This is a genomic window from Hominimerdicola aceti (genome assembly GCF_025567495.1).
In the GTDB taxonomy this organism is placed as follows: domain Bacteria; phylum Bacillota; class Clostridia; order Oscillospirales; family Ruminococcaceae; genus Hominimerdicola; species Hominimerdicola aceti.
Genome location: NZ_JAOQJZ010000001.1, coordinates 402,096 through 428,548, shown reverse-complemented (window position 1 = coordinate 428,548; position 26,453 = coordinate 402,096). Strand labels below are relative to the sequence as shown.

The 26,453-nt window shown below is 42.8% G+C and carries 19 protein-coding genes and 1 CRISPR repeat array; of the genes, 5 read left to right on the top strand and 14 right to left on the bottom strand.

Annotated features, from left to right (window positions below):
- Nucleotides 1-12 precede the first annotated feature (12 nt).
- From OCV57_RS02090 to cas3, 10 genes are all read right to left on the bottom strand, one after another.
- Nucleotides 13-1,173, bottom strand: coding sequence for a DUF58 domain-containing protein (locus OCV57_RS02090; protein WP_118123683.1), 1,161 nt, complete (start codon nucleotides 1,171-1,173; stop codon nucleotides 13-15).
- A gap of 13 nt (nucleotides 1,174-1,186) precedes the next feature.
- On the bottom strand, nucleotides 1,187-2,125 hold the full coding sequence (locus tag OCV57_RS02085; protein ID WP_117928188.1) for an AAA family ATPase: 939 nt from the start codon (nucleotides 2,123-2,125) through the stop codon (nucleotides 1,187-1,189).
- Nucleotides 2,094-3,347 carry a 23S rRNA (uracil(1939)-C(5))-methyltransferase RlmD gene (gene rlmD, locus OCV57_RS02080; RefSeq protein WP_267300327.1) on the bottom strand — a complete coding sequence of 418 codons (1,254 nt, stop codon included), beginning with the start codon at nucleotides 3,345-3,347 and terminating at the stop codon, nucleotides 2,094-2,096. Before rlmD ends, OCV57_RS02085 begins: the two co-directional genes overlap by 32 nt.
- 516 nt (nucleotides 3,348-3,863) lie before the next feature.
- Nucleotides 3,864-6,141: a CRISPR direct-repeat array (repeat unit 32 nt; unit sequence ATTTCAACTCACACGCTCACGTGGAGCGTGAC).
- 159 nt (nucleotides 6,142-6,300) lie between these two features.
- Nucleotides 6,301-6,591, bottom strand: a complete 291-nt coding sequence (cas2, locus tag OCV57_RS02075) for a CRISPR-associated endonuclease Cas2 (protein WP_041337298.1) — start codon at nucleotides 6,589-6,591, stop codon at nucleotides 6,301-6,303.
- An 11-nt stretch (nucleotides 6,592-6,602) separates the two neighbouring features.
- Nucleotides 6,603-7,625, bottom strand: a complete 1,023-nt coding sequence (cas1c, locus tag OCV57_RS02070; RefSeq protein ID WP_117939090.1) for a type I-C CRISPR-associated endonuclease Cas1c — start codon at nucleotides 7,623-7,625, stop codon at nucleotides 6,603-6,605.
- Nucleotides 7,618-8,298, bottom strand: coding sequence for a CRISPR-associated protein Cas4 (cas4, locus tag OCV57_RS02065; RefSeq protein ID WP_046441393.1), 681 nt, complete (start codon nucleotides 8,296-8,298; stop codon nucleotides 7,618-7,620). The genes cas1c and cas4 overlap by 8 nt, the downstream gene beginning before the upstream one ends.
- Nucleotides 8,298-9,164 (bottom strand): type I-C CRISPR-associated protein Cas7/Csd2, encoded by an 867-nt coding sequence (gene cas7c, locus OCV57_RS02060; protein ID WP_117857742.1) that lies wholly within the window; start codon nucleotides 9,162-9,164, stop codon nucleotides 8,298-8,300. Before cas7c ends, cas4 begins: the two co-directional genes overlap by 1 nt.
- Nucleotides 9,165-9,181: 17 nt before the next feature.
- Nucleotides 9,182-10,969, bottom strand: coding sequence for a type I-C CRISPR-associated protein Cas8c/Csd1 (gene cas8c, locus OCV57_RS02055; RefSeq protein WP_267300326.1), 1,788 nt, complete (start codon nucleotides 10,967-10,969; stop codon nucleotides 9,182-9,184).
- Entirely contained in the window at nucleotides 10,963-11,682 is a 720-nt protein-coding gene (cas5c, locus tag OCV57_RS02050) for a type I-C CRISPR-associated protein Cas5c (protein ID WP_267300325.1), read from the bottom strand. Before cas5c ends, cas8c begins: the two co-directional genes overlap by 7 nt.
- Before the next feature lie 307 nt (nucleotides 11,683-11,989).
- Complete coding sequence (gene cas3 / locus OCV57_RS02045; protein ID WP_267300324.1) at nucleotides 11,990-14,206, bottom strand: CRISPR-associated helicase Cas3'; 2,217 nt, start codon at nucleotides 14,204-14,206, stop codon at nucleotides 11,990-11,992.
- Nucleotides 14,207-14,470: 264 nt separating this feature from the next.
- Here cas3 and OCV57_RS02040 point away from each other — a divergent pair, with 264 nt between their 5' ends.
- The 4 genes from OCV57_RS02040 (at nucleotide 14,471) to OCV57_RS02025 (ending at nucleotide 19,841) form a co-directional block, all read left to right on the top strand.
- Entirely contained in the window at nucleotides 14,471-15,718 is a 1,248-nt protein-coding gene (locus tag OCV57_RS02040) for a CapA family protein (protein ID WP_267300323.1), read from the top strand.
- Between the two features lie 348 nt (nucleotides 15,719-16,066).
- On the top strand, nucleotides 16,067-18,409 hold the full coding sequence (yicI, locus tag OCV57_RS02035) for an alpha-xylosidase (RefSeq protein ID WP_117857754.1): 2,343 nt from the start codon (nucleotides 16,067-16,069) through the stop codon (nucleotides 18,407-18,409).
- Between the two features lie 156 nt (nucleotides 18,410-18,565).
- Nucleotides 18,566-18,970 carry a DUF3783 domain-containing protein gene (locus OCV57_RS02030; RefSeq protein WP_117857757.1) on the top strand — a complete coding sequence of 135 codons (405 nt, stop codon included), beginning with the start codon at nucleotides 18,566-18,568 and terminating at the stop codon, nucleotides 18,968-18,970.
- A complete protein-coding gene (locus tag OCV57_RS02025) occupies nucleotides 18,960-19,841 on the top strand; it encodes a DMT family transporter (RefSeq protein ID WP_267300322.1) in 882 nt (293 codons plus the stop codon). Before OCV57_RS02030 ends, OCV57_RS02025 begins: the two co-directional genes overlap by 11 nt.
- A 66-nt stretch (nucleotides 19,842-19,907) precedes the next feature.
- On the opposite strand, the gene OCV57_RS02020 is transcribed toward OCV57_RS02025, so the two are convergent.
- Both OCV57_RS02020 and OCV57_RS02015 read right to left on the bottom strand, forming a co-directional pair.
- Nucleotides 19,908-20,978 carry a type IV pilus twitching motility protein PilT gene (locus OCV57_RS02020; protein WP_022286804.1) on the bottom strand — a complete coding sequence of 357 codons (1,071 nt, stop codon included), beginning with the start codon at nucleotides 20,976-20,978 and terminating at the stop codon, nucleotides 19,908-19,910.
- A 27-nt stretch (nucleotides 20,979-21,005) separates the two neighbouring features.
- Nucleotides 21,006-22,685 carry a GspE/PulE family protein gene (locus OCV57_RS02015; RefSeq protein ID WP_041337287.1) on the bottom strand — a complete coding sequence of 560 codons (1,680 nt, stop codon included), beginning with the start codon at nucleotides 22,683-22,685 and terminating at the stop codon, nucleotides 21,006-21,008.
- A gap of 159 nt (nucleotides 22,686-22,844) precedes the next feature.
- Between OCV57_RS02015 and OCV57_RS02010 the strand changes: the two genes are divergently transcribed.
- A complete protein-coding gene (locus OCV57_RS02010) occupies nucleotides 22,845-23,669 on the top strand; it encodes a prepilin peptidase (protein WP_022286802.1) in 825 nt (274 codons plus the stop codon).
- 129 nt (nucleotides 23,670-23,798) lie between these two features.
- On the opposite strand, the gene OCV57_RS02005 is transcribed toward OCV57_RS02010, so the two are convergent.
- On the bottom strand, nucleotides 23,799-25,616 hold the full coding sequence (locus OCV57_RS02005; RefSeq protein WP_267300321.1) for a prepilin-type N-terminal cleavage/methylation domain-containing protein: 1,818 nt from the start codon (nucleotides 25,614-25,616) through the stop codon (nucleotides 23,799-23,801).
- Nucleotides 25,617-25,634: 18 nt separating this feature from the next.
- Nucleotides 25,635-26,444, bottom strand: a complete 810-nt coding sequence (locus OCV57_RS02000; protein WP_041337284.1) for a type II secretion system protein — start codon at nucleotides 26,442-26,444, stop codon at nucleotides 25,635-25,637.
- Between the last annotated feature and the right edge of the window lie 9 nt (nucleotides 26,445-26,453).

Genomic DNA, 26,453 nt, shown 5'->3' with positions numbered 1-26,453 from the left:
AAGCCACACCCCCTATGTCATTTTACGAAACTCGAAAGTTTCGTCTACAAGCCACATATTTTCTGTCTGCTTATCAAGGCCGCTAAGACGTGTCACTACAAAAGAGCCGTTAAATTCTTCTATAAGAGAAGAAAATTCCCCCTGAGAAGTCGCCATGCAGGCTGTGAAGCAGATAGGAGCTGTCTTGCCTATCTCATGAGAAAAGGCAAAACGCTTTTCCTGCGGATATGGTGCTATTGCCGCAAGGTCGTTTTGAAGCTCTATTATATCACCTGCCTGCTTTATTTTCATGCTTTTCCAGCCGTCAAGATAATAATTATACTCACTCTCAAAGCCCTCCATGATAAGCATTGAAAGCATTGCAAGGCTCGCTTCGACTATATTATCAATATTCATAGCAAACATAGGGTCATGATTTTCGCTTGGTATATCAAGGAAAAACGCCTGACTCGAAGCCGTGACCTTTTCATCAAGGCGCACCATAAGCTCGTCACGCTTTGAAGAAAGCTTCCAGTTTATTCTTTTCAGCGGGTCGCCTATCTCATACTGTCTGTGGTCATAGCCCGGAACGCCTGTAAGGCCAAGTGCATTTTCATCTGATTCGCTTTCGTTATCGTCAAATGAAGCGTTCTCGGAAGTTGCTTTAAGAAGCTCTGTTTGAGAGCCAGTGTCAGGGATATTCGGCATTATCTTTATTTTTCCCACGGCTTTTTCATAACGTGAACTGTCAAGGTGCAGGGTGATTATTCCAAGATAGTCATGCAACCGTATGCTTTTTATTTTCACTGTGCCAAGACCTGCATAGCGTGTTTTCAGCTTAACGCTGACGCTTTGCTGTCTGCCGCCTGCCACGATAGTTTTAAATTCAAGTGGGCTTACAGCACCGATATTATCTGAACACTCTGCCGTTACCTCAACAACGCATGAGGGAATAATGCGTATTGCATTTAAAAGCATTATGTCAGCGTCAAACTCCTCGTTCTTTGCACTTATTTCTGTGGAAAGCTTTATGGCTGCCACAAGTTTACGCTTGGTAATGAGAAGTGCCGCAAGAGATATCACAAAGGCTATAGCTAAAAGATAAAGCACAAGCGTACCACCGCTTCCGTTTATATAAACTCTAAGCAGTATCGCCACCGCCACGCAGGTAAGATAACCTAAAAGATTTTTCATGGGGTCATATCCTCTATTTCTCTATTGCGTCAGGTGATTTTACTGTAAGAGCGATATTTTCAAGAGCTTCCCTTTCATTTTCAAAGGCGGATTTGCCTTTTGGAGAAAGCATAAGTCTATGTGCAAGAACGTCAGGCATAACAGCCTTGACATCATCTGGCATGACAAATCCTCTGCCCTGAACAAAGGCATAGGCTTTTGAAGCTTTGAGAAGTGCGATACTTCCACGGGGAGAAACGCCAAGCTTTACATAATCTGAATTTCTTGTTGCGGTAACAAGGCTCAGGATATATTTTCTCACAGAAAGCTCTGCGGTTACATTTTCAGCGTAGCCCATAAGCTCACGGACGTTTTCAAGGGTCATGACAGGCTGGATATTCTTTGCAAAGCCTGATCTTTCGGCTCTTGACATAATATCAAGCTCATCATCATATGAGGGATAGCCCATTGATATCTTCATAAGAAATCTATCCATTTGGGCTTCAGGCAAATGATAAGTGCCGTAAGTTTCCACAGGGTTTTGTGTGGCAAGCACCATAAATGGTGACGGAAGTTCATGAGTTTTACCGTCAATTGATATCTGATGTTCTTCCATGACTTCAAGCAAGCTTGACTGAGATTTTGGGGAGGCTCTGTTTATTTCGTCTGCCAAGAGGAAATTGCACATTGCCACACCCTCTTTATACTCAAGCTCATGAGTTTTCTGGTCTATCATAGAAAAGCCAACGATATCGGACGGCATAACGTCAGGGGTAAGCTGGATACGGTTATATTTGCCGTCCACTGACCTTGCAAGGGCTGATACAAGCTGAGTTTTGCCTACTCCAGGCACGTCCTCGATAAGAACATGACCGCCGCAAAGCATGGCTGTGATTATTTTAAGCACAGAGTCGGTCTTGCCGACGATAACTTTTTCGATATTATCTGTGAGAAGTTTTACCTTTTCGTTCAATTTTTTTATCCCCCTTTTTATCAGGTGTTCTGTTTGGTGTGAGCGATATCATTTTTCTTTTTAAAAGCACCACATTTTCGATACCTGTGGTATGCGGGAACATATCAACGGGCTGGATAAGCTGTGCTTTATAGCCTATTTTTGCAAGAAGCTTCAAATCACGCTCGAGAGTTTCTATTTTACAGGAAACGTAGACTATCTTTTCAGGTCTGAGTTTGCCCAAGGCTTCAACAAATTCTTCTGTTGTACCTGCTCTTGGAGGGTCAAGGAAAACTGTATCACAGCTCTCACCTGCCTGCGCAAGCTTTGTCATGAACTCGCCTGCGTCCTCATTATAAAACCTGATATTGTCAAGCTTATTGAGCTTGGCGTTTGAAACTGCGTCCTTTACGGCTTCGGCATTAAGCTCAACGCCTGCCACGTCTGCACCGCTTTTTGCAGCGATAAGACCGATAGTACCTGTTCCGCAATATGCGTCGATAACTCTATCGCCTTTTTTAAGCTCTGCACAGGAAACTGCTTTAGAATAGAGCTTTTCGGTCTGCTCGGGGTTTACCTGATAGAAAGAATGAGGTGAAATTCTGAACTTACAGCCGCACATCTCGTCGGTGATATAGCCTTTGCCGTACATTATAATATCACGGTCGCCCAAAGTAAGAGGAACTCTGCCTTTATTAACGTTTTGGACGATAGTGGTTATATACGGGTGTTTTTCAGTAATAGCTTTAACGAAATTTTTCTTTGCAGGAAATATGGGGGTAGCTGTAACTAGCACGAGCATTACCTCGCCTGTTGTTTGGGAGGTACGGATAATGGTATGCTTAAGAAGGCCCTGATCACTTTCCTCGTTATATGGAAGGATACGGAAGTCAGCCATAAGCTCTTTAAGTGTAGCGACTATTTGCTGTGCTCTTATATCCTCCAAAAAGCAATCGTCAGTTATAACCATGCTATGGGTAGAGGACTGATATACTCCTGAGACGATACGCTTTGAGCTATTGACCTTATAGACAGTTTGGACTTTATTGCGATAATTATAGGGGTCGTCCATAGTTATTATCTGCTGAGGTCTGCAAAAGCGGCTCAACATTCTATCGGCTTTTGCCTGCTTCCATTCTATTTGCTGGGCGTAGACCTTATCCAACTGACAGCCGCCGCAGCGTTTAAAGCAGCTACATTTTTTCTCGCCTGTTGACTTATCGATAGTGGTATGTTTATTCATCACATTTACTCTTTTCATTATGTATAAATTTTATTTTAAGTATACCATTTTATATGAATAATGTCAACAAAGGCGGTTATAACAATTAAATTTAGCAGTATGCTCATGGGGTATAGCTAAGGTGTGTCGGTATAAATATTCAATTTTCAAGCTTCAGACGGAGTGCAGGAAGTGCTTTTCTGTGCGATCAGAACCTCTCATCGTGTTCACCTAACTCACGTTGACAAAATGTTTCCTCATACACTGTCGCTCCGCAAGGTTTCCGATTTGTGGTGAAACCTCTTCTACTTATACACGAAAAGTGGGTATTTTGTTGCAGAAAAAATGCAACAATTGCAGAAATGTTGCCAAATTAAATTATAAATCATTTGTTTGCACAAATTTCGGGGTGTGAATTGGCGGATTTGACGGAAAACGCATGAAAAATGTATAGTATTTGGGTATAAAAATACCGCCCGACCTTAGTCAAGCGGTTACTTGTGTTATTCAATATCGATAAGTCCTGCGTTGAAACGAAAATTGACTCACACGCTCACGTGGAGCGTGACCGGCAACAATTTTGATTTTATGAAATCAAAAATGCATTTCAACTCACACGCTCACGTGGAGCGTGACCAAGATGCGTTAAGTCGCCGTCCTCGACATCATCATTTCAACTCACACGCTCACGTGGAGCGTGACGATAAGACCAACAAAAAGAACTGCAATAATAACTAATTTCAACTCACACGCTCACGTGGAGCGTGACGGGCGAATTCAAGGGCTTCTTTGACAAGCTGTATATTTCAACTCACACGCTCACGTGGAGCGTGACAAATTCATCAGACCTTATGCGGAATTTGAGAAAAAATTTCAACTCACACGCTCACGTGGAGCGTGACCTGAGCATACCGCATAACACAGGTGACGATACCATTTCAACTCACACGCTCACGTGGAGCGTGACACAACAATCAAGCAGCAAAACCCTGTTAATATAAATTTCAACTCACACGCTCACGTGGAGCGTGACGACCGTGACGCTTGCATGGTATGCAATGCAAATCCATTTCAACTCACACGCTCACGTGGAGCGTGACGATGTTGACAATTACGTCCGTAAACTGATTGATAATTTCAACTCACACGCTCACGTGGAGCGTGACAGATAAACCTCAGCAGTATTTACAAATCGTGACAAATTTCAACTCACACGCTCACGTGGAGCGTGACTTCTACAATATATTTAGATTTTACAACCGAAGCTATTTCAACTCACACGCTCACGTGGAGCGTGACATAGATAAGATGTTCGTATATAAGGTTTATGGTATTTCAACTCACACGCTCACGTGGAGCGTGACAAAATAAAGCCGTTCAATTCTGTTGCAAATGCCATTTCAACTCACACGCTCACGTGGAGCGTGACCATACACATTATCGTGTACTTCTCACCCTCAACATTTCAACTCACACGCTCACGTGGAGCGTGACCTGCCGCAGAGTATTTCAACTATGACTGGAGCAAATTTCAACTCACACGCTCACGTGGAGCGTGACTATATTTTGTTTCGATAAAGACGTAACCATAGACATTTCAACTCACACGCTCACGTGGAGCGTGACTTTTCTATCTGCTCTTTTGTTCTTCTTTTTGCCATTTCAACTCACACGCTCACGTGGAGCGTGACATTCCAGCTTTAAATGACTTTTTGCCGTCCTCAATTTCAACTCACACGCTCACGTGGAGCGTGACTATAAAGGAAATAATAGTTCCCATCAACGGCTACATTTCAACTCACACGCTCACGTGGAGCGTGACACGATAACCTTGTTGTTGGACGTTGCAACAAGGATTTCAACTCACACGCTCACGTGGAGCGTGACAAAAACTTTGAGAATGGTGGGGTAAAGATATGAATTTCAACTCACACGCTCACGTGGAGCGTGACGTACGGTGGAAAAATTGAGGGAATACTCATTACAATTTCAACTCACACGCTCACGTGGAGCGTGACGGTGTATAACAACGCCGTTGACGAGGTAAAGGCAGATTTCAACTCACACGCTCACGTGGAGCGTGACTGCGGCAAAACAGCTCGAAAAGGAAGCAGAAATCATTTCAACTCACACGCTCACGTGGAGCGTGACAAGATACTCAACCTTGCCAAACGTCACGCAATCATTTCAACTCACACGCTCACGTGGAGCGTGACTTTGTACACATACATATACACATACATACATATACATTTCAACTCACACGCTCACGTGGAGCGTGACATGATACAATTATTTATATATGTGTTTTTGCCAAAATTTCAACTCACACGCTCACGTGGAGCGTGACCGTAACACCTCGTTCAACTTATTTCCCTACGAATATTTCAACTCACACGCTCACGTGGAGCGTGACGGGAAGTCGCTAATTTAACTTTTAAAATATCGTCCATTTCAACTCACACGCTCACGTGGAGCGTGACTTTTAGTTCCGTTAATGCCATGACGACCATATCATCATTTCAACTCACACGCTCACGTGGAGCGTGACGATTGGCATTTGAATTCTCAAACGCCTGTATCTATTTCAACTCACACGCTCACGTGGAGCGTGACGCCGCACCGTGCGTAGCAATGCCATGGCTAATCAATTTCAACTCACACGCTCACGTGGAGCGTGACTGGAAGCATTGATATTGAGGGCTTGAATATTTCTATTTCAACTCACACGCTCACGTGGAGCGTGACATTTTAATATACTCCTTTTAATAGTTTTTAGCTTTATTTCAACTCACACGCTCACGTGGAGCGTGACACTTGATATTGTGTATATCTGGTGCTTGCTCAACGTGATGCGGACTTATTTTTTTATTTAATGGGTATCAATTTGATTTTGTTCACTGTGCGTTCACAAATAGCATGGCATTTTCATGCGAACTTACTAGGGATTTGTGGATCACTTGGGGTACGCTGGTCAAAATATTAGGACACCTTCGGGGTCATAGGTCTCTTTGGTGCCGTAGTGTTCTACTCTATGCTTCCAATTGTTGCCTAAGTAATATATCCGCAGACTATCATGCTTTGGGTCTATTATTTTCAGAAGTTTATCTTTCACTTTCAGAAAAGTGCCATAGTCTACGTCTATTTCAAACACGCTGTTCTGCACTCGCTGACCATAATTTTGACACTCTTTCGACACTTTTCTCAGCCTTGTTTTACCCTTATTATCTGTTGTTGATACATCATAGCTTACTAAGGTCATCATTTATATCACCTCTATTTCAGCAAATAGTTCGGGTACTCATCTAGCTCGCCACGGATATATTTTGCTAGAAGCGAGCTTTGCACATATGGGAGTAGCCCTTGCTGTATCTTTTCGCCCAGATATGGGTGGACTATGCTTGTGCGCTTACGCTCCTGCCATGCGGTGAGGACTTTTTTCTTGCCCTCTTTGGAGAGGTATACTGCGCCACTGACCTGAGTTTCAAAGTCCTCGGGCTTTATCATTTTCAAGTTTATCATGGTAAGCACAAGTCGCTCCACCACGCAGCGAAATTCCTCTACAAGGTCGCAGGACAGGCTGCTTCTGCCTGAACGCAGGGCGTGGTAAAAGCCGAGGCAGCTATCAAGTCCTACGCTTTCAAGGGCTGATGTATATGATGAAATTGCGATAGTATACAGAAACGAGAGCATGGCGTTTACTCTGTCGAGGGGTGGGCGTTTGGTGCGGTTGGCAAGGTAAAAATCTTCTTTTTGGTGGAGTATCAGTCGGTCAAATATATCAAAATATGCCTTTGCACAGCTTCCCTCTATACCCATGATGATATCTTTATCGGCAGTTTCATAGACAGTCTTTATGCCGTTTTCAAGATATTTTATACAATCTGTAAGCGCTCCGTCACTGTTTATATCCGGGTTATCGTGGAGCGAACGTCTGATAAGATAACGTGTATTTGAAAGCTTTGCGGCGACAGTATTCCTGATAAGGTCGAGCTGAGGAATAGAAAAAAGCTCAAACTGCTCTTTTCGCAGATAGACGTTGCCCTTTGTTTTGCCCTGAACTCTTGCGAGAAATTTACCTTGAGGAGAAATAAAATTAACGGCTATGCCATATTCTGCACACTTGCCCATAAGCGCAGGTGAACAGCCCGAATAGCTGAAAATATAGATATCCTCGATATTAGTAAAAGGCACACGGAACTTCTCGCTGTCCTCTGCCCTGCACACTATGTTTTCGCCGTCAAGTGTGAGGTAGGCAGTTTCTTCGAGAATATAAAGTGAATTGAGCAGTTTACGCATTGTTTTCGCCTCCGTTCATGGAGAAAATCGTATTTTTCACGCTATATTTCTTAACTTTTGGAAAGCACATATCCGACAGTGAACAGCCTGAACATTTCTGACCTTTTACACGCTTTGGGATAATATCCGCTGCAAGTATCTCACGCATTTTTCCAAGATAGTCGCAAAGCATTTTATCATACTCTGCGCCCTGAGTATCAAAGGGCAATTCTGATCGTCTGCGCACATCTGCATAGTACAGAAAACATCGGCTATTGCAATGAAACACGTTATCCACGCAAAGCTTCTGCGCATAGACTTGTATAGCGTCGGTCTGATTGAACTCCCCTGCTTTGGGTCTGGTGGGTTTATACTCCACAATTTCCACACGGAATGTGCCGTCCAGGGTATCTATATAGTCGCCGCATTTGTCACGGACGAACTCGATACAATCTACAACTCCGAAAATATTGTACTTAGTGTCATCGTTATACACTGACACGTCACTTCGGACGATCTTACGCTTATTTTCAAAGTTGCGCTCACCGCTGTGGACGTTCTCATGGAGGAGGTTTGCTTTGACGACAAAGGCGTTTTCAGCCCAGTCGTCATTAACTTCTAAAAGAGCAAACCTGCGTGGACAATACATATAATGCTGTATGTCACGGATATTGATAGTTACATCTTCGCTCATCAGAGCTTTTCAATTAGGGTAACGCCCTCAGGCATATCCTTATCTATGGAGATATCATAGTCTGAGTAATGTCTTGGAGTTGTCACGCCGTCTTTGAGCTTAACTGACACCTTGTCAAAGAGGATATGTGCAGGGGCATTGCCCAGGGCGGAGTCATGCTTGAACACGATAAGCTTACGCATACAGAGCTTTCCTCTTGCGGCACTTCTGTCATGCTCGAACATATTGATGATAGATGTCCAAAGAAGCTCAAGGTCGTTCTCGCTAAAGCCTGTTATCTTCTGAGCGAGCATTGCGGAAACATAGCCCTCGCCACGATAGAGAGCGTATGGGATTATGCTCTTTTTGCCCATTTCGGTCTCACCGCTCTGCTGTCTGTCTTCTGTTGTTCTTGCCTGTCTTGTGATTGTGATATCCTGAGCAAAAACAGGGTCGATACTTCTTGCAAAGTTGAGCTGTACAGGACCTCTTACAATGCCGCACGGGTCATCGCCTGTACTCATTACTGCACCGAAAGTTCTTACGTCAAAGTAGTTCTGACAGATATAGTCACGAGCCTGCTTAACGTCATCAGGATTCTTGCCTTTCTGCTTTGTGGCAAGGCCAAGGGTATTATAAGCTTCGGTGAACTTTGTATTGAGGGCTTTGTCTGCCTTGATAAGGATATTGTAGCCTGCTTCGCCCTCTTTGGTAAGTTCTACAAAGTTTCTTATCTTTCTTTTAAGGCACACGTCTGTAACGATACCGAGGCTTGTTTCGGGGTCTGTTCTAGGCATATTGCCTGCGTCAGGGTCGCCGTTTGGGTTGCCGTTCTCAACGTCAAAAAGCATTACAAATTCATATCTGTTCTTGATTGCGTTTTCCATAATATTTCGTCCTTTCTTTATTCTTCTGATTTTTTGGTGTAAAGTGCTTTATTCTGCTGTGCATATCCTACAATAAATCTGCCCTGATCGTCAAGGGAGAGTGTAGACGGGAATTTACCGTCAAGTCCGTCAAGTATCTCTCCGCAGAGTTTGTTATAGAATATTGGGCTTGAAAGCTTCTTGATATGGTTTTGTGAAAGCTTATACAGCTTTGGAAAAACTGTTGACGGCTTTGAGCACGCAGAAGCAAAGTATGAGTCCTTAATTGTTCTGTTAAGTCCTCCGCCTGAAGCGTCCTGCTGGATCTTTTCAAGCACTGCGAAAAGTCTTCCGCAGAGATAAGCCTGATTTTTGTTTTCAAGGTCTAATGACATTTTGATCTCCTCCTTATTTTGTTTACGGTTTATGCAGCCTTTTATCAAGCCTGCCCTTGTATCATTGAGTTTTATAAAATGGTTGTTCTCCTCGTCGCTGTCGGTCTTGACCCTTGTTATTACTGTGGAAAGCAGTTCGTCAGGGTATCTTGTGCCTTTGAGTATTGCTTCAAAAAGTGCGGCGGTGAGAGGTGACGGAACTTTTTCTTTGGACGATTTTGGTGAGATAAGCTCACGCTTGATACGTTCAATGCTTACTTGGCGCTGACCCTCAGTAAATGAGATATCCTGCTGATGTTTGAGTACATTGTCAAATATCCTGCCGAACTTATCGTGGAAGATGAACTTCTGGGATATTCTGGAGCTGTTTGGGGTAAAGCCTGCAACGTAAAATTCTACGTTAGGGTCATATGGCATATCGGCTGTCCTGCCCTGTTTAAGCTGGGTCATGACAGTGTTTATGTTTCGGTCGGCTTCGGTCACAACGGTTTTATTTAATTCGTCCTCAAATCCGCTGAACATACCGGCAAACATATTGCATTCTTCTGCATCGTTCTTCTTCATTGCGAAATAGACTATTGTCATATCGTCAAAAGTCTTGTAATGGCTTCTGTCAGCAAGCAGAGAATTAAGCGCAGAGGTATACATTTTCATGGCTTTCTCAGAAACATTGCTGTTGTAGGACTGCTTCTTGCCATAGGACTCAAAGGCTTTTTCTTTCATACATATAAGCACACTACCTGTTCCAGAACCTATACCCTTTATTTTATCATGGATACGGGCTTGCGGGAGCTTCTCACCAAGAATAGAACAGGTGGATAGTTCGGTATCGTCACTGTCGCTGTCGGCGTTAAGCTGGGCGAGATAATCCTCATAGGCGGCTTTGAATTTGCTGTCATTGTGAAGCTTAGTTTCAGGTGATCCGTCAAGTCCGAACTCATAGTAGGAGTTTGAATACTCCTTGCCTAGGGCAAGAAGGTGTGGGTTTTGGGTCTCCTGCTCAGGTTCCCATGTACGGATAAAGTTAAGATAGGCTTTACAAATAGGTGAGTCGATATTCTCAAAGAACTTCTCATTCCATTCGCAAAAGCATTTGTGTGATTTTGCCGCTTTGTTGGTAGCGTCTGCAGGGGTCAAAGTTCCTTTATCATAGTTCAGACCGAATATGTAGAGTGGTCTGTGTTCGATCGTGTTTTTGTCAATGCCCGGTTTCTGCGTTCTTACAGGAAGCTGTTCCATTACTGAATCATAGACTGTTTTTGTCTTTTTATTTTTCAGAGGAATAATTCGGGGTACTCTCAAATCGTTTATTGCGGCTATCTTGCCCTCGGGGGTAAGAAGAATTTCAAAGTGTATGGCTTGCTTACAATAGCCTGCAGGAGTTTTATTCTCCTGCAAAGCACTGTAATCGCACAAGGCTTTAATCAGCATTTAATCTCCTCCCTGTATTTTGCAACATCGATAACACCGTCTATCATATGCGGACGGTAGAAAACTGCATCGGCCTTGTCAGAAAACTTAGGGTCATTCCAATCATTATTGACAGGCTTGCCTCCGTCCTCAAACTTCATGCCGTAAAGCATAAAGCCAAGGTCTTTATCACCCATATTTTGCGGTGCTATCTGCGTAAGGTCAAAGTCGTCAACAAGTTCAATACTCTTTATTGCAAATTCACGGCAGCCAAGGCATGGCTGTCTGAAATGCTGGCCGTTTCCGAGACGTCTGAGCATTATGTTATAATGCTTCTCATCAGATTCGTCTGGGTGGTCTGATTTAAGATAGGTGCGCTCAAACGTGAACTCGATACCGTATTTCACATTTTTCAACACCATTGCCGCACGCTGACTTCGTATCTCCGAGGTGTACATCTCCGCTGAGCCTCCGCCTTTCATTTGCTGTTTCACTGATGATAACAGCAGCTTATCTTTGACCTCGTTTCGTCGGATATTGGTAAACTCGATAGGGTTGAACACCACTATTTTGTTTATTTGGTAGCGCACGGCAGGCTTCCAATATACTGATTTGATAAGTCCCTCCAATGCGCTTGGGGTGGGTACGTCATAACTCACCCGTTCAACTTTCATTTCAGGTCTTGAGAAGCAAGCGTAGTCACCTGTCACGATGATCTTAAAACCATAGCTCATTTTTACATCACTCCTTTTAAACTTATATTAGTATTTGATACATTGCTTTTCGTTCTATATATATGATACACCATTATGAATAAAATGTCAATAGTTTTCATGTATAAAAAAAGTGTCGGATTTTAGGCATATTTCACAATTCCACGTTCAATGGTTTGTGGTATAAAAAAGTTGACTTTTTAAAATAATGTTTGTATAATATACTTGTCTATGCTTTACGCATATGTGAGTTGAAAAATATTCGTATTCGATACGATATGGAATGCAGCAAGTGGCAGACTGTCTTGGTGGCAGCCTGCCATTTGTTTTAGATGAAATAATCCTGCATTGCGGCTTGGGTGTCCAAACCTGTTTCATTATTATAATAACTTTGATTTTCAAGAATGAATATGCCTGTACCGTGATCTTTGAGAACACCCTGAGAATAGAGATCCTTGAAAACATTCATATAGACAGACACTGAATATTTCTGCAATGCTCTTCTTACTGACATATCACCATTACGCAAGGTTTCAACAAGTTCATGGCAAGTCTGGTCGTCAGGATCGTCGATAACGATAGAGATAGTGTCGGCGGAGATGTATTCAAACTGCATTGCGTAGCTTCGGAATGGTATGCTGTATGGTGACATTAAGCCTTGGCGGTCGAATGAGTTGCTTTGTTCGTTATATTTCGCAATAGAGTTTTCAGCTATACGACTTTGGTTGAAGTCGAAAATGCCGTCGTAGTATTCTTTAATACAATCATAGGAAGTTATGTCTTGGTACTTTTCCAGTAAACCTTTAGTCTTGTTAATTCTCATGGCAAGGTCGCTTCCCTTGCGATATGTTTCGTCAATGTCAAAAACGTACACATAGCCCTTGTCATCTTTACCCTCACGATTACATCTGCCCCCTGCCTGCAAAATGCTGTCTAATCCTGAAAGCTGGCGGAAAACTGTGTTAAAGTCAAGGTCAACGCCTGCTTCTACAAGTGAAGTTGAAACTACTGTGATATGCTCGCCATTTTCAAGCTTATTTCTTACTACTTCTATGACACGGCTTCTGTGGGCTGGGGTCATATTGGCGGAAAGGTGATATTTTTCACCTTGAACAAGGCTATAAAGCTCTGCCGCTGTTTTCTTGGTATTCACAACGATCAGGGCATTTTTACACCGAGAGGCATTTTCTGCAATGGTTTCAAGAGTGGTTTTGCCCATGTCTTTATATTCGCATTTCTTGAAATACTTAAAATTGGTTCGGTCGGTAACAAGCTTATTATAGTTCACATCAGGCAGGAACTTATCAAAAAGCTTAGAATAATCTGGCATTGTGGCGGAGAGAAAAAGGGCTTCGCTGTTAAGATACTTTGTTATATAGCCCACAGCTTTAAGGCAGGGGCGAAGAAGTTCTGTTGGAATAAGGTGTATTTCATCAAAAACTATCACGCTGTCACGGAGATTGTGGAACTTTCGCAGTGCTGAACCTTTATAATGGTATATGGATTGGAAAAATTGCACGCTTGTGGTGATTATAAGTGGTGCGTCCCAATTTTCGCAGGTCCTTTTGAGCTTCTCTGCGGTTTTCTTTTCTTCCTCTGTATTGCCGTCATAGGAATAGTTTGAATGATGCTGTAGGACAGGGAGAACGTCACGAAACATCTCCTCGAAATCTTTGGCTGTTTGTTCTATAATGCTTGTGTATGGGATAACGTATATGATATGCTTTTTGCCGCTTTCAACGGCTTTTTCAAGGGCTATTTTAAGACTGCAAAGGGTCTTGCCACTGCCTGTTGGCATATCAAGGACGGATATGTGGCTGTCTTTTGTACAATGGTCTATAGCTTGCTTTTGTATACTGCTTCGTGCCTGCTGTAATTTGGTTTCAGAACGCATATTTTTCATGCGCTCATTAAGAATGGAAAGTGCCTTTTCAAAATCACCGCTCATGCCACGTTCAACATTTTTATTGCAAAATATTTCGGTATCGAGAAAATCTGCGTCTGTCAGGCAAGAGAACACGTACTTGGTGAAAAAGGCGTAACGCTCGATACGTTCGGTGGGGTCTTTTGTAGAAAGCAGTTCATTTAATGGCGGTGTTATTTCTTCCTGAGTTAGGGTGGCAAATTCTATTTCAGAGGCATATGCACTGTAGTCACTATCGCCTGTATATTCGTCTGCTCTTTTTAGTGTACCGTTTAGGGTCGGGCTGTCAGAGTTGTCTGCGACTGTGCCGCCGTCCATAAGTCCTGTGTGGTGTCCTGCGATGCAATACTCCATAAGGGGTGCGAAACAATCGTTTTTATCTGCAAGTGTTTTATACTCTATCGCTCCGCAGGAAGCGTGGCTGAATTTTACTTTGTCATCATCAAGCCGTTTCTGAAAGTTAAGAGCATACTTACCTATATCGTGATACAGGCTCGCTTTTTTCGCAAGGGGTTTCAAAAGATCTACTGAAAAGTCCTCAGCCAATTTGCTTACGCCTATAAGGTGGGCTTTTACAGTTTGCCTTTCACCGTCCTCACGGGTGTGTGCGTAATATTCCATGGTCATTCCTCCTTTTAGATATACAAGTTTATCTATGTTCTTTTATTATAGCATACAATTTAATACTTGTGGGGAAAATTTTTGTACACATAAACAAACATTTGTACAAATTGTTATATTTTCATTATAATGCACTATAGTATGCAGGTCAACATAAAGCATCCGACATTTTGAAAATTCGACTTGATTATTATTTAAAAATGTGTTAAAATTAAACTATAAGTAAATTTGTATTTTTTTTAAAATGTTATGAGAGGAATTTATATGAAGTACAGACTTTTATACAATAAGATCACAGTAGTGGCTCTTTCGGCGATGTTGTCGCTGAGTGCTGTATCATGCGGTAAGCTTGACGCGAGCAAGCTTGACGGAAACGCTTTGACAGTGACCGAAACCGAGAGCAAAGCGGAAGTCAAAAAAACTGAGGACAGCTCCAGTAAAAAAGAGGTCGAGGTGAAGGAAGAAGAAAAGGAACAGCCAAGCTACACCTGCTCGCTGGTTTGCGTGGGCGACAACCTTATACACGACAACATTTATAATGAGGCGCTAAAGCTTGGCGGTGGTGAAAAATATGATTTCACGCAGGCTTATGAACACGTTACAAAGTACATAGAAGGCACTGATGTGGCTATAATCAATCAGGAAACGCTTGTTACAGACAGCGTTGAACCACAAAGCTATCCTATGTTCGCGTCGCCAACTGCTGTGGGCGACAAAATAGTTGACATGGGCTTCAATGTGGTTTCTATGTCAAACAATCATGTTCTCGACCAGGGTGAAGAGGGGCTTATAAGCTCTCTTGATTACTGGGACACAAAGGGCATTGTGCATTACGGTGCTTATCGTTCACAGGAGGACGCTGACACTATCAAAACCATGGAAGTCAACGGCATAAAATTTGCTTTTCTGGGATATATGGAACACACCAACGGCAATTATCTCAGCGGTGATGGTGCTCAGGTGATATATCTTGATGAAGAGGACAAGATAAAGGCTCAGATAGAAGAGGCTGACAAAATGGCAGACGTTGTTGTGGTTTCATGTCATTACGGCACAGAGATACAGAACGAGCTTAACGAACAGCAGACGGAGATAACGCCTAAGCTTGTGGAGTGGGGTGCTGACCTGATAATAGGCACGCAGGCGCACACTATCAGCACTTGCGGATATCTTGACAAGCCTGAGGGCGGACAGGCGTTCGTTTACTACGGTTTGGGCAACTTTATTTCCACTATGTATGACACAAAGTCGCTTGTAGGACTTATTGGCAAGCTTAATGTTGTTAAAGACCCTGACACCAATGAGGTGACATTCGAGAACGTTAAGGCGATACCGATAATATCGCACTTTGAGGGTGATTCATACTATGGCGATTGGTACAACTGCACTGTTTATCCTTATGCGGAATACACTGATGAGCTGTTTGCCAAGAATTATGTAGAGGGCTTCACTCGTGAGAGCGTGCAGCAATGCTTGTCTTACATACCTGATGAATTTCTTAGTATTGAGTAGTCGGGGCAATATGTAGGGGACGGCGCCCTCGACGTCCCGTTTGCAAAATTGATAAAGAATATGATGTTTCTGCGGACGACTTTTATGTCGTCCGCTTTTTTTGGGGTATTGTGTAAAGGTTTACATATATCTTAATAAATTTATATAATGTAAATATCAATTCATGAAATATTTACATTAAAATATGCTCAATCCATTAAAATACTTGCACATATCACTTTTTTACTATTGCAATTTAGGCAAATATGCTATAAAATATACATAAAGGGGGAGGAACGGACTTCCCGATAAAATTTTCATTTTTTTATATTCTGAAAACTATTTTAAATTTACAGGAGGGTTTATTACATGAAATTTGCTGACGGTTTCTGGCTCAACCAGAGAGGCTACGAAGTAAACTATGCAAATCAGGCTTTCGAGATCGAAGAGATCGAAAACGGATTCCTCGTTGTGGCAACACCTTTCGTTGTATACAACAGAGCTATGATGCTCGGAAGTGCCAACCTTGAGATCGCTTACACTTCAACTCAGGAGAACTGCGTAAAGGTAAGCATCACACACCACAAGGGTCATGTTGACAATGGTCCGCACTTTGTTCTCGAGGACAAGGGTTTCAAGCCACAGGTAACTGTTACAGACAAGGAAGCCGTACTTGTTACAGGCGACACAAAGCTCGTTGTTTCTAAAGAAAACTGGAGCTTCACATACTATTATAAGGATAAGAAACTCACAAGTGGTGGCTGGAGATCGACAGGCGTTATTTTTGAGAATGCTTACAAGCAGCAGGCAAGACTTCAGACACAGCTCGACGACACATTCTGGAGCTACCCTGCCGATCCTACAAGAACATACATCAGAGAGCAGTTCGACACTTCTGTTGGCGAATATTTCTACGGTTTCGGCGAGAAATTCACAACATTCACTAAGAACGGTCAGAACGTTGAGATATGGAACGCTGACGGAGGCACTTGTTCCGATCAGTCTTACAAGTCTATCCCATTCTATCTTTCTTCAAAGGGCTATGGTGTATTTGTAAACAGCACTGACAAGGTTTCATATGAGGTTTGCTCTGACACTGTTTCTAAGGTATCCATGACAGTTCCAGGTGAGAGCCTTGAATACTATGTATTCGGCGGTGCTAACCTCACTGACGTACTCAAGGGCTACACTGACCTTACAGGCAAGCCTTCACTGCCGCCTGCATTCTCATTTGGTTTGTGGCTCACAACTTCATTTACAACAACATATGATGAGGAGACTATCACATCATTTATCGATGGCATGGCTGAGAGAGATATTCCTCTTCAGGTATTCCACTTTGACTGCTTCTGGATGAAGGGCTTTGAGTGGTGTAACTTTGAGTGGGACAAGTCACAATTCCCTGACCCACCTGCAATGCTCAAGAGACTTCACGAAAACAAGGGTCTGAAAACTTGCGTATGGATCAACCCATATGTTGGTCAGCGTTCAAAGCTCTTTGACGAGGGTATGAAGAACGGCTACTTCATCAAGAAAACTGACGGCTCTGTATTCCAGTGCGATGAGTGGCAGCCTGGTATGGCTATTGTTGACTTCACTAATCCTGAGGCTTGCAAGTGGTATGCAGGATATCTTAGAAAGCTCTGCGAAATGGGTGTTGACACATTCAAGACAGACTTTGGTGAGAGAATACCTACAAGAGATGTTGTTTACTATGACGGCTCTGACCCTATCAAGATGCACAACTTCTACACATATCTTTATAATGAGTGCGTATTCAACGTACTGAAAGAATATTTTGGAGAGAACAAGGCTTGTCTGTTCGCACGTTCTGCTACAGCAGGCGGTCAGAAGTTCCCTGTTCACTGGGGCGGAGATTGCTCAGGCAACTACAACTCAATGGCCGAGGTTGTAAGAGGCTGTCTGTCACTTTGTATCTCAGGCTTCGGCTACACTTCACATGACATGGCAGGCTTTGAAGCTACTGCTACACCTGACATTTACAAGAGATGGGCTGCGTTCGGTATGTTCTCATCACATTCAAGACTGCATGGTAACCAGTCATACAGAGTGCCATGGCTCTTCGACGAGGAGTCCTGCGACGTTCTGCGCTTCTTCACAAAGCTCAAGGGCAAGCTCATGCCTTATCTGTGGGCTCAGGCTATCAAGACACACGAGGTCGGCGTACCTGTAATGAGAGCAATGGTCATCGACTTTGCGGACGACCCAACTTGCCTGACGCTTGACAGACAGTATATGTTCGGCGACAACATTCTTGTTGCTCCTATTCTTAATGACGAGGGTATCGCTGAATACTATGTTCCAGAGGGCAAGTGGACAGATATTATCACCGGCAAGGTTCTTGAGGGCGGCAAGTGGTATAAGCACAAATGCTCATACTTTGAGATACCTGCTCTTGCTAAGCCAAACAGCATTATTGCATACGGCAACTTTGAAAGACAGATAGAGTATGATTATCTTGAGGGTACAACATTCACTATCTACGAGCTTGAAGACGGCAAGAGTGCAGTTTGCCCTATCTATGACACTGAGGCAAACAAGGTATTCGAGCTGACTGCTACAAGACACGGCAACAAGATCGAGTGCGAATACACTGACACAAAGGCAAGCTTCAAGATCGCTGTGGCTAACACAGACAAGACTGTTGAAATTGCTCCTAACTTCAGCGGCAAGGTAATTATTGAACTTTGATTGCTAAATAAAATCATCGCTCCGAGAGATCGGGGCGTTTTTTTGCGTTCACACATAAAATTGGGGCAAATGAGGGTGAAAATTCTGTATATTTGCTCTTGAAGAAAATATGAGATCGGGGTATAATATAGATAGTACGATTTGAGGAGTAATTTTATGAAGTCAAGAATACGAAGTGCTATACCGAAAAAGATAATCGGCATAAATATCAGTTCACAAAAGCGTGATATCATTGAAGATATTGCTAAAAGCGAAAATGCGGATGCTGTTTTCTTTGACAATGAGATAATGGGACAGCAGGTTGGATATCTTTGCGGTTTCAAGGGCTTTGTCAGGTCTGAAAAAGAGGGCGAAGACATCATGGACGAATGCCTTATTTTTTCGGGCATTGACGGCAGGAGCCTTGACCCTATACTGAAAAAGCTTAGGGAAAAAGAAGCTACGGTGAAGTTAAAAGCCATTGTCACGGCACACAATCAAAGCTGGAACGTTGGCGAGCTTATAAAAGAGCTGAGGCGTGAACACATTTACATGAACGGAGGTGACAGAGATGAAAAGTAAATACAAGGCTATTATTTACATTATTCTGTCGGCTTTTTCGTTTGCATTCATGTTCGCATTTGTGCGGCTTTCAGGAAACTTACCGACGGTGCAAAAGACCTTTTTCAGAAACTTTGTGGCGTTGTTTTTCGCTATCGGAGTGCTAAAGAAAAATCACATACGCTTTCACATTGAGGGCAAAAAGAACAATGCGGTCATTTTTGTGAGGGCGCTTGCTGGCACGCTAGGAATGCTTGGAAACTTCTATGCCATAGATCATCTTGTGCTGTCTGACGCTTCCATGCTAAACAAAATGTCACCATTTTTCGTTATCATTTTCTCTTTTATTTTCCTTAAAGAGCGGCTGACTTTCTTTCAGGGCTTCACTGTAATTTGTGCATTTATAGGAAGCTTGTTTATCATCAAGCCGAGTTTTCAGAATGTGGACTTCTTCCCTGCCCTTATCGGTTTTCTAGGAGGAATGGGAGCGGGACTTGCTTACGCTTGCGTAAGATACTTAGGACAGCATGGAGTAAATGGTGCGGTGATAGTTGCATACTTCTCGGGATTTTCCTGCTTGTTCACCCTGCCATTTCTAATATTAGATTTCCACCCTATGACGATTTTCCAAATACTTTGTTTATTGGGAGCTGGCGCAGGTGCGGCAGGCGGACAGTTCGCTATAACTGCGGCTTACACTCACGCTCCTGCAAGGGAGATATCGGTTTATGATTACTCGCAGTTGATTTTTACCACGATTTTGGGATATTTCCTTTTTGGAGATATTCCTGATGGCTGGAGCTTTCTTGGATATTTCATTATCATTGCAATGGCTGTGCTTGTTTTTCTTTACAACAACGTATGGCACAAGGACAGTGAGGTCAAGGGCTGAAAAAACATACAAAAAGAGCGTTTTTACCGAGAAAGTAAAAACGCTCTTTATTATTAATATTGTAGTTTAAGCTCCGCCTGCGATAAATCTCTTGAGATCCTGTGGGTTTACGCACTTTTCAAGCGCAACGTCCATGGAGATCGTTCTCGAACGAACGAGCTTTGCAAGCTCCTGATCCATGGTCTGCATTCCTGTTGCTTTACCTGTCTGCATAGCTGAACCGATAAGATGCACCTTATCGTCACGGATCATAGCTTTGATAGAGTCTGTTGCGTTGAGTATCTCACAGCAAGCTACACGGCTTGTGCCGTCGAATGTACGGCAAAGTGTCTGAGTACAGATACCTACAAGAACGGAAGCAAGCTGAGTTCTGATCTGATGCTGCTGGTGAGCAGGGAAAACGTCGATGATACGGTCGATAGTTGACGGTGCGGACGTTGTATGAAGTGTACTCATAACAAGATGTCCTGTTTCAGCGGCGGTAACAGCAGCTTCGATAGTCTCGAAGTCACGCATTTCTCCTACGAGGATAATGTCCGGGTCCTCACGGAGAGCAGCACGGAGAGCAAGTGAGAAGCTCGGTACGTCAGGTCCGATCTCTCTCTGGTTTACCATACATCTCTTATGAGCGTGCATATACTCGATAGGGTCCTCAATAGTGATGATATGAGCTGATTTATGGATATTTACATGGTCGATCATTGCGGCAAGAGTTGTTGACTTACCTGAACCGGTAGGGCCTGTTACAAGCACAAGTCCACGAGGTCTCATTGAGAACTCTGCAAGGATAGGTGGCAGGTCAAGGTCGGTAAGGGTCGGGATATCGTTTCTCAAAAGACGGAGAGCGATGGCCGTGTTTCCTCTCTGACGATACACGTTTACACGGTGACGGAAACCTCTTGAAGATACATATGTAAAGTCGGTATCAATATGGTCTTTGATAGACTGACGCTGCTTATCTGTACACATATCCTCGCATATTTTGAGAATTTCGATCTCGGTCATATCAGGATATGAGGAAAGCTTTCTCAGGTTACCGCCCTGTCTAACTATCGGCGGAATACCTACGGTGAAGTGCAGGTCGGAACAGCCAAGGGCTCTTGCTTCATCAAGAATTTTGTTAATGTCGATTGCCATTAGAATTTACCTCCATATATTTCTTTTTTATACAGCATATGTTACACGGATAAGTTCGTCCATTGAGGTCTTGCCTTGCTGAACAAGCTCTGAAACGTTGTCACGAAGCAGGTGACAGCCCTCTTTCTTTGCAAGCTCCTGAATTTCGTCAGCTTTTGCTCCCCTTGTGATAAGAGCCTGCATAGACGGTGTTGCGAGAAGTATCTCATGGATAGCGGTTCTTCCCTTATATCCTGTGTTATTGCACTTTGGACAGCCACATGGGTCGTACACCTGTACTGAATGGTCAAGACCCATAAGCTCATTTTCTTCCTCAGTTGACATTCTAGGCTTTTTGCACTCAGGGCAAAGCACCTTTGTAAGACGCTGAGCAACGATACCGATAAGTGAGGTTGCGACCATGTATGCCTCAACGCCCATATCCACAAGTCTTGTTACAGTAGAAGCGGCGTCATTGGTATGAAGTGTTGACAGAACAAGGTGTCCTGTAATAGCGGCACGGATAGCAATCTCAGCAGTTTCGGTATCACGCATTTCTCCGACCATTATGATGTCAGGGTCCTGACGGAGGATAGAACGAAGGGCTGCACCGAATGTCATGCCTGCCTTTTCGTTTATCTGGCACTGATTTACGCCCTCTATCTTCTTCTCGACTGGGTCTTCGACAGTGATAACGTTGTTGCTTGGTTTAGATATTTCGCCAAGTGCGGCGTAAAGTGTGGTAGATTTACCTGAACCTGTAGGGCCTGTTACAAGTACAACACCCTGCGGCACTTTCAGGCACGCCTCAAATCTCTTATAGTTATAATCTGTCATACCGAGGTCGGTAATTTTTCTAAGGGACATATCGCCTGTTGCGAGGATACGGAGAACGACTTTCTCACCGTACACCATTGGAAGGTTAGATACACGGAGGTCGAGAGTTGTGCCGTCAACGACCTGTGACATACGACCGTCCTGTGGGATACGCTTTTCGGCGATATTCATGCCGCTCAAGATCTTGAAACGGGTAACAAGCGAAGTATGAAGTGCGGCGGAAAGGGTCATAAGCTCAATAAGGTCGCCGTTTACACGGATACGGATAACGGTTTTATCCTTGAATGGCTCGATATGTATATCCGTTGCGTCCTGACGCTGGGCGTTCTCGACGATAGCGGTAGCAAGTTTAACGATAGGAGCGTTCTCGATTCTCTCCTCGGAGATATCCTTGAGTTCTTCAAGGTTAAGCTCTTCCTCTTTTTGCTTTGTAGCTTCGTCAACAACGGAGTTAACCTGACCTTCTGAGTACATCTTACCGATTGCACGGTTGATAGATGACTTTGTGGCAAGGACAGGTGTTATGCTGCAGCCTGTGATAACACGAAGATCCTCAAAGATATAGAAGTTGATAGGGTCATTAGTTGCAACGGTCATACGCTTGCCTATTTTGCTAACTGCGATGACGTTATACTTTCTTGCAGTTGCCTCCGGTATCTTCTTGACGATATCAGGCATAAGCTCAGTATTATCAAGGTCGATATAAGACACATTAAGTCGCTCGGCAAGGACCTGACAGAACTGAACATCGGTAACGAGCTTCATGTCAATAATGACATCACCAAAAAGTCTTCCCTTTTGCTCCTTCTGTTTGGCAAGAACTTCCTGAAGCTGTTCTTCAGTTATAAGACCTTTCTGTACCAGATACTGACCGATAGGGCCGTTTCTCATATATATTACTCCAATCCTCCGCATTGATTTAGGGATCCGACGCTGCGGAAACGTCTGCTGCGGTGCAAAAACCGCAAAAAAATCATATTATCTATTGTAATCTTCATGAAAGTATGATAAAATTAATATATTAACTAATGAATCCAAAGGAGGATCACTGTGGATAATTTAACCTTATCATACATAATCATTTATGTATTTGTGTTCATCTTCGGAGCGTGCATAGGCAGTTTTCTTAACGTCTGCATATACCGATTGCCGAAAAATGAAAGTCTTATCAAGCGAAATTCTCACTGTATGACCTGCGGTGAGCCGATCAAACGGCGTGACCTGATACCGATAGTAAGCTGGTGCATACTTCGTGGAAAGTGTCGAAGCTGCGGTGCAAAGATATCGGCAAGATACACTATAGTTGAAACGCTGAACGCACTGCTCTACTTATGGGTATTCTACCATTTTAATGGAATTTTCAATCCGCTTCGTGCAGCACTTGTCTGTCTGTTATTCTCTGCTCTTATCGTTGTATTCTTCATGGACTGGGACACTCAGCTTATCAACACATATGTTGTGATATTCATAGGTTTGCTTGGTGTTGCGGAATACATCTTCTGCAAAGATCAGACGGGACTTACGCTTAAGTCACACTTGATCGGATTTTTCATTGTGAGCGTGCCTTTGCTTATTATTTGTCTTATCACACATGAGAAAGCAATGGGCATGGGAGATGTATATCTCATGGCAGCAGCAGGGTTGTTTCTCGGAATGCAGGGTGCTTTGGTAGCGCTTCTTATCGGACTGATAACAGGCTCGATCGGTGGACTTATCCAGAAGCACCGCAGCGGTGATTCAGTATTTGCATTTGGTCCATATCTCTCCATAGGAATTGCTGTTGCAGCTTTGTACTCAGAGCAGATCGGTTCATGGTACATGGACTTTACTGGTCTTAACGAGATGATGAACGAAGCAATGCTGATAATAAGATAATTGCACAAATTCCGCAGTTTGATACTGCGGAATTTTTTTGCTCAAAAAATCCTCTTAATAGAAGTTTTCTGTTAAGGGGATTTTTTCAGCAAGGCTGTACAATAATATACAGCCGCTGAAAACTAAAATTTATGATGGATCACTAGTATAAAGCTTATCATCTTTAAACCAGTATTCATATTCTCCACCATTATTGGTTAAATTTACAGTAGCACTGGTCCAACCTATCTGAAGATTAATAGTATCACTGTAGAAAAGTATTTCCAAATCCGTACCAACCTTTAACTGATCATTCATATAACTGCCCCAATATGTTGAAGTACGAATAACCTGACCTGTCACCTCGAAATCAACAGGATTACCACTGCATACAATATGATTACCATTTGAAGGCTTGGTGAGAATATGAACCTTTATTCTCGATGAACCACTAGGCAATGTTGGTTTATCCTTGAATTGTGCTACAAAAACAGTGTCAGATGTTATAGGGGTAGAACTGATATCATCACTCTTACCCTCTACAACCCACTTATCAAATATTTTTGTTGTATCTGACGGAACAGGGATAGCACCTGGATAAGTTGCATACTGTCCATCAGAAACATAAATAGTTGAGGCATTTATTAAAGAACCATTTAATTTAAACTCAACCTTATGCTTGTTCTGTACAACTGGAACGAAAACAACTGAGCTATCTGTAATAGAAACATCAGTAAGACCCTTTGAGTTATCTGATTTGTATACCCACTTAACAAAATCCTGTTTTATAGTATCCATGTCAGTTGGAATTCCCGGGTCATTTGCAAAGTCGCCATCATAGACTTTTGTTGTTGTAAATGTAGAACCGTTGATATTCTCAAACGTTACATTAAATTGGGCTTTCGGTGCAACAGGCGGATAAACACAGGAGAATACCATATCCTTATTTATTGTTACGCCTGTTGTAAAATCAGCAACGTTATTCTTGCTGTCTACCCAATAAGGCGTGCCATAACCTGTTCTTGATGACATAGAAGGTGGAGCTTTATAAACTGTACCCGCCTTGACAGACTTAGTATCTATCTGTTTACCACGAAGCGTTGGTTCAGGGTCGCTTGCAGAGTAGATAAACTTTACACTGTATGTTTTTGAACTTGAAACTGTTGTCTTATCATAGAAAATATAAGTATATGTGTTTGAAGCGTCAAGGCTGTAATACTTTTCCTGCTGAGCTGTGCAACCTGCAGGAGCAGTGGTTGCCCGAGGATATGTGACATAATCAGGAGCTACAGAGAAATCTTTATAGTCATTAACATTGTATGAATCGCCTTCATCTATGTTAATATTTGTGAGATTTACTGCTGCATCCTTTTTATACTTTGTTTTCGTAAAAGTATAGCTTCCGTTCTCATATGTTGGCTGATAAGCTGTAAGAGAAACGTCGAGAGTATACATTTCCTCAATTTTGCTGATACTTGCACCGATATCAAACTTATAATTGTCGTAAAAATCAACGCCTCTTGCAACAGCAGAATTATTAAAGTTTAAGCCCTCTGTATTTACCTTACCTACATTGAGGATACAGCCTTTTGCACCCATTCTCTTTGCGGCTGTATCCGTGTCGTTGCCTGAATAGTTTTTCAGACTATAGCCACGAAGATTATTATTGTCAATAACGATACAGTTTGAATAGGTCACACCGCTTGCACCGATAGTACCAGAGTTTGAAACATCAGGCACACCAATATAATCTTTAAGCACAAGAACATTGGTCGAATATCTAAGCTCATCATCAAGATAGTCTATAAGACCTGAACCTATGATATTGCTTTCCATTGTTGCATCAGCGTCATGATAAACGTTATTTGCAGGTTTGATCATATTAAGGATAGCTCCGAGGATCACGCCGAAAATCGTTACCACAACGATAAGCTCAACAAGGGTAAAACCCTTGCGGTTTTTATTCATTTTCAAGATCCTCCCTCCTTATGGTGTTGATTGTGCAGCGTCATAGTCGGCCTGGTTTTTGTAATCAGAACCACCCATATAATGGATAACTACATAACCTGTAGCTTTACCTGACGCATCTTTTTCAAGATAATGGTCAAAGGTCGCATCTGTGATCTTAAATGCAGCTGCATCGGCTGTTGGAGCGCTGCTGTAAAGATCAGATGACTGTGAGAAGCCGAAATAATCGCTTCCTGTTACGCCTGAAAGAACAACGCCAAACTGCTGATTTCCACCGTCACCGATAGGGATAAGAAGTGAATTTCCTGATGAGTTATTATTTACATCAAAGAACTTTCCGCCTGTAAGCTCAGGAGTAAGAGCATAGAAATTCATATCTGCCCCTGAATTGTTATAAAACTTTACCCAGTAAACGCTCTTTTCAGGATTAGGCGTAATGTTTATGTCCTTACCCTGAAGAAATTTGAGCTGATAGCCTGCGTCTTCATCAATATTATTAAGCTTTGCTTTAAAGCCATAGGCTGTAGTATTGAACTTTATGCCGCTTCCAAAGTCTGCCTCAAGGGCAAACTCATTTGTAGTTTTGCCGCTTGAAGAGAACTTGTTTACCTTCAACTCGTTCATATTGACGGTCTTGTTATCATTATACTGCTCGGCATTTACTGCCTGAGTATACATTTCATTGTTGCGGTAGTAGTTTTCAAGATTCTGTTTTTTTGCCGCTACAGCAACTGTAACAAGCATAGCTGACATACCTGACAAAAGTGCCATTGCTATGATGACCTCTACAAGAGTCATACCCTTTTTATTTTTGCTGTTCTTTTTCATGAGTATACT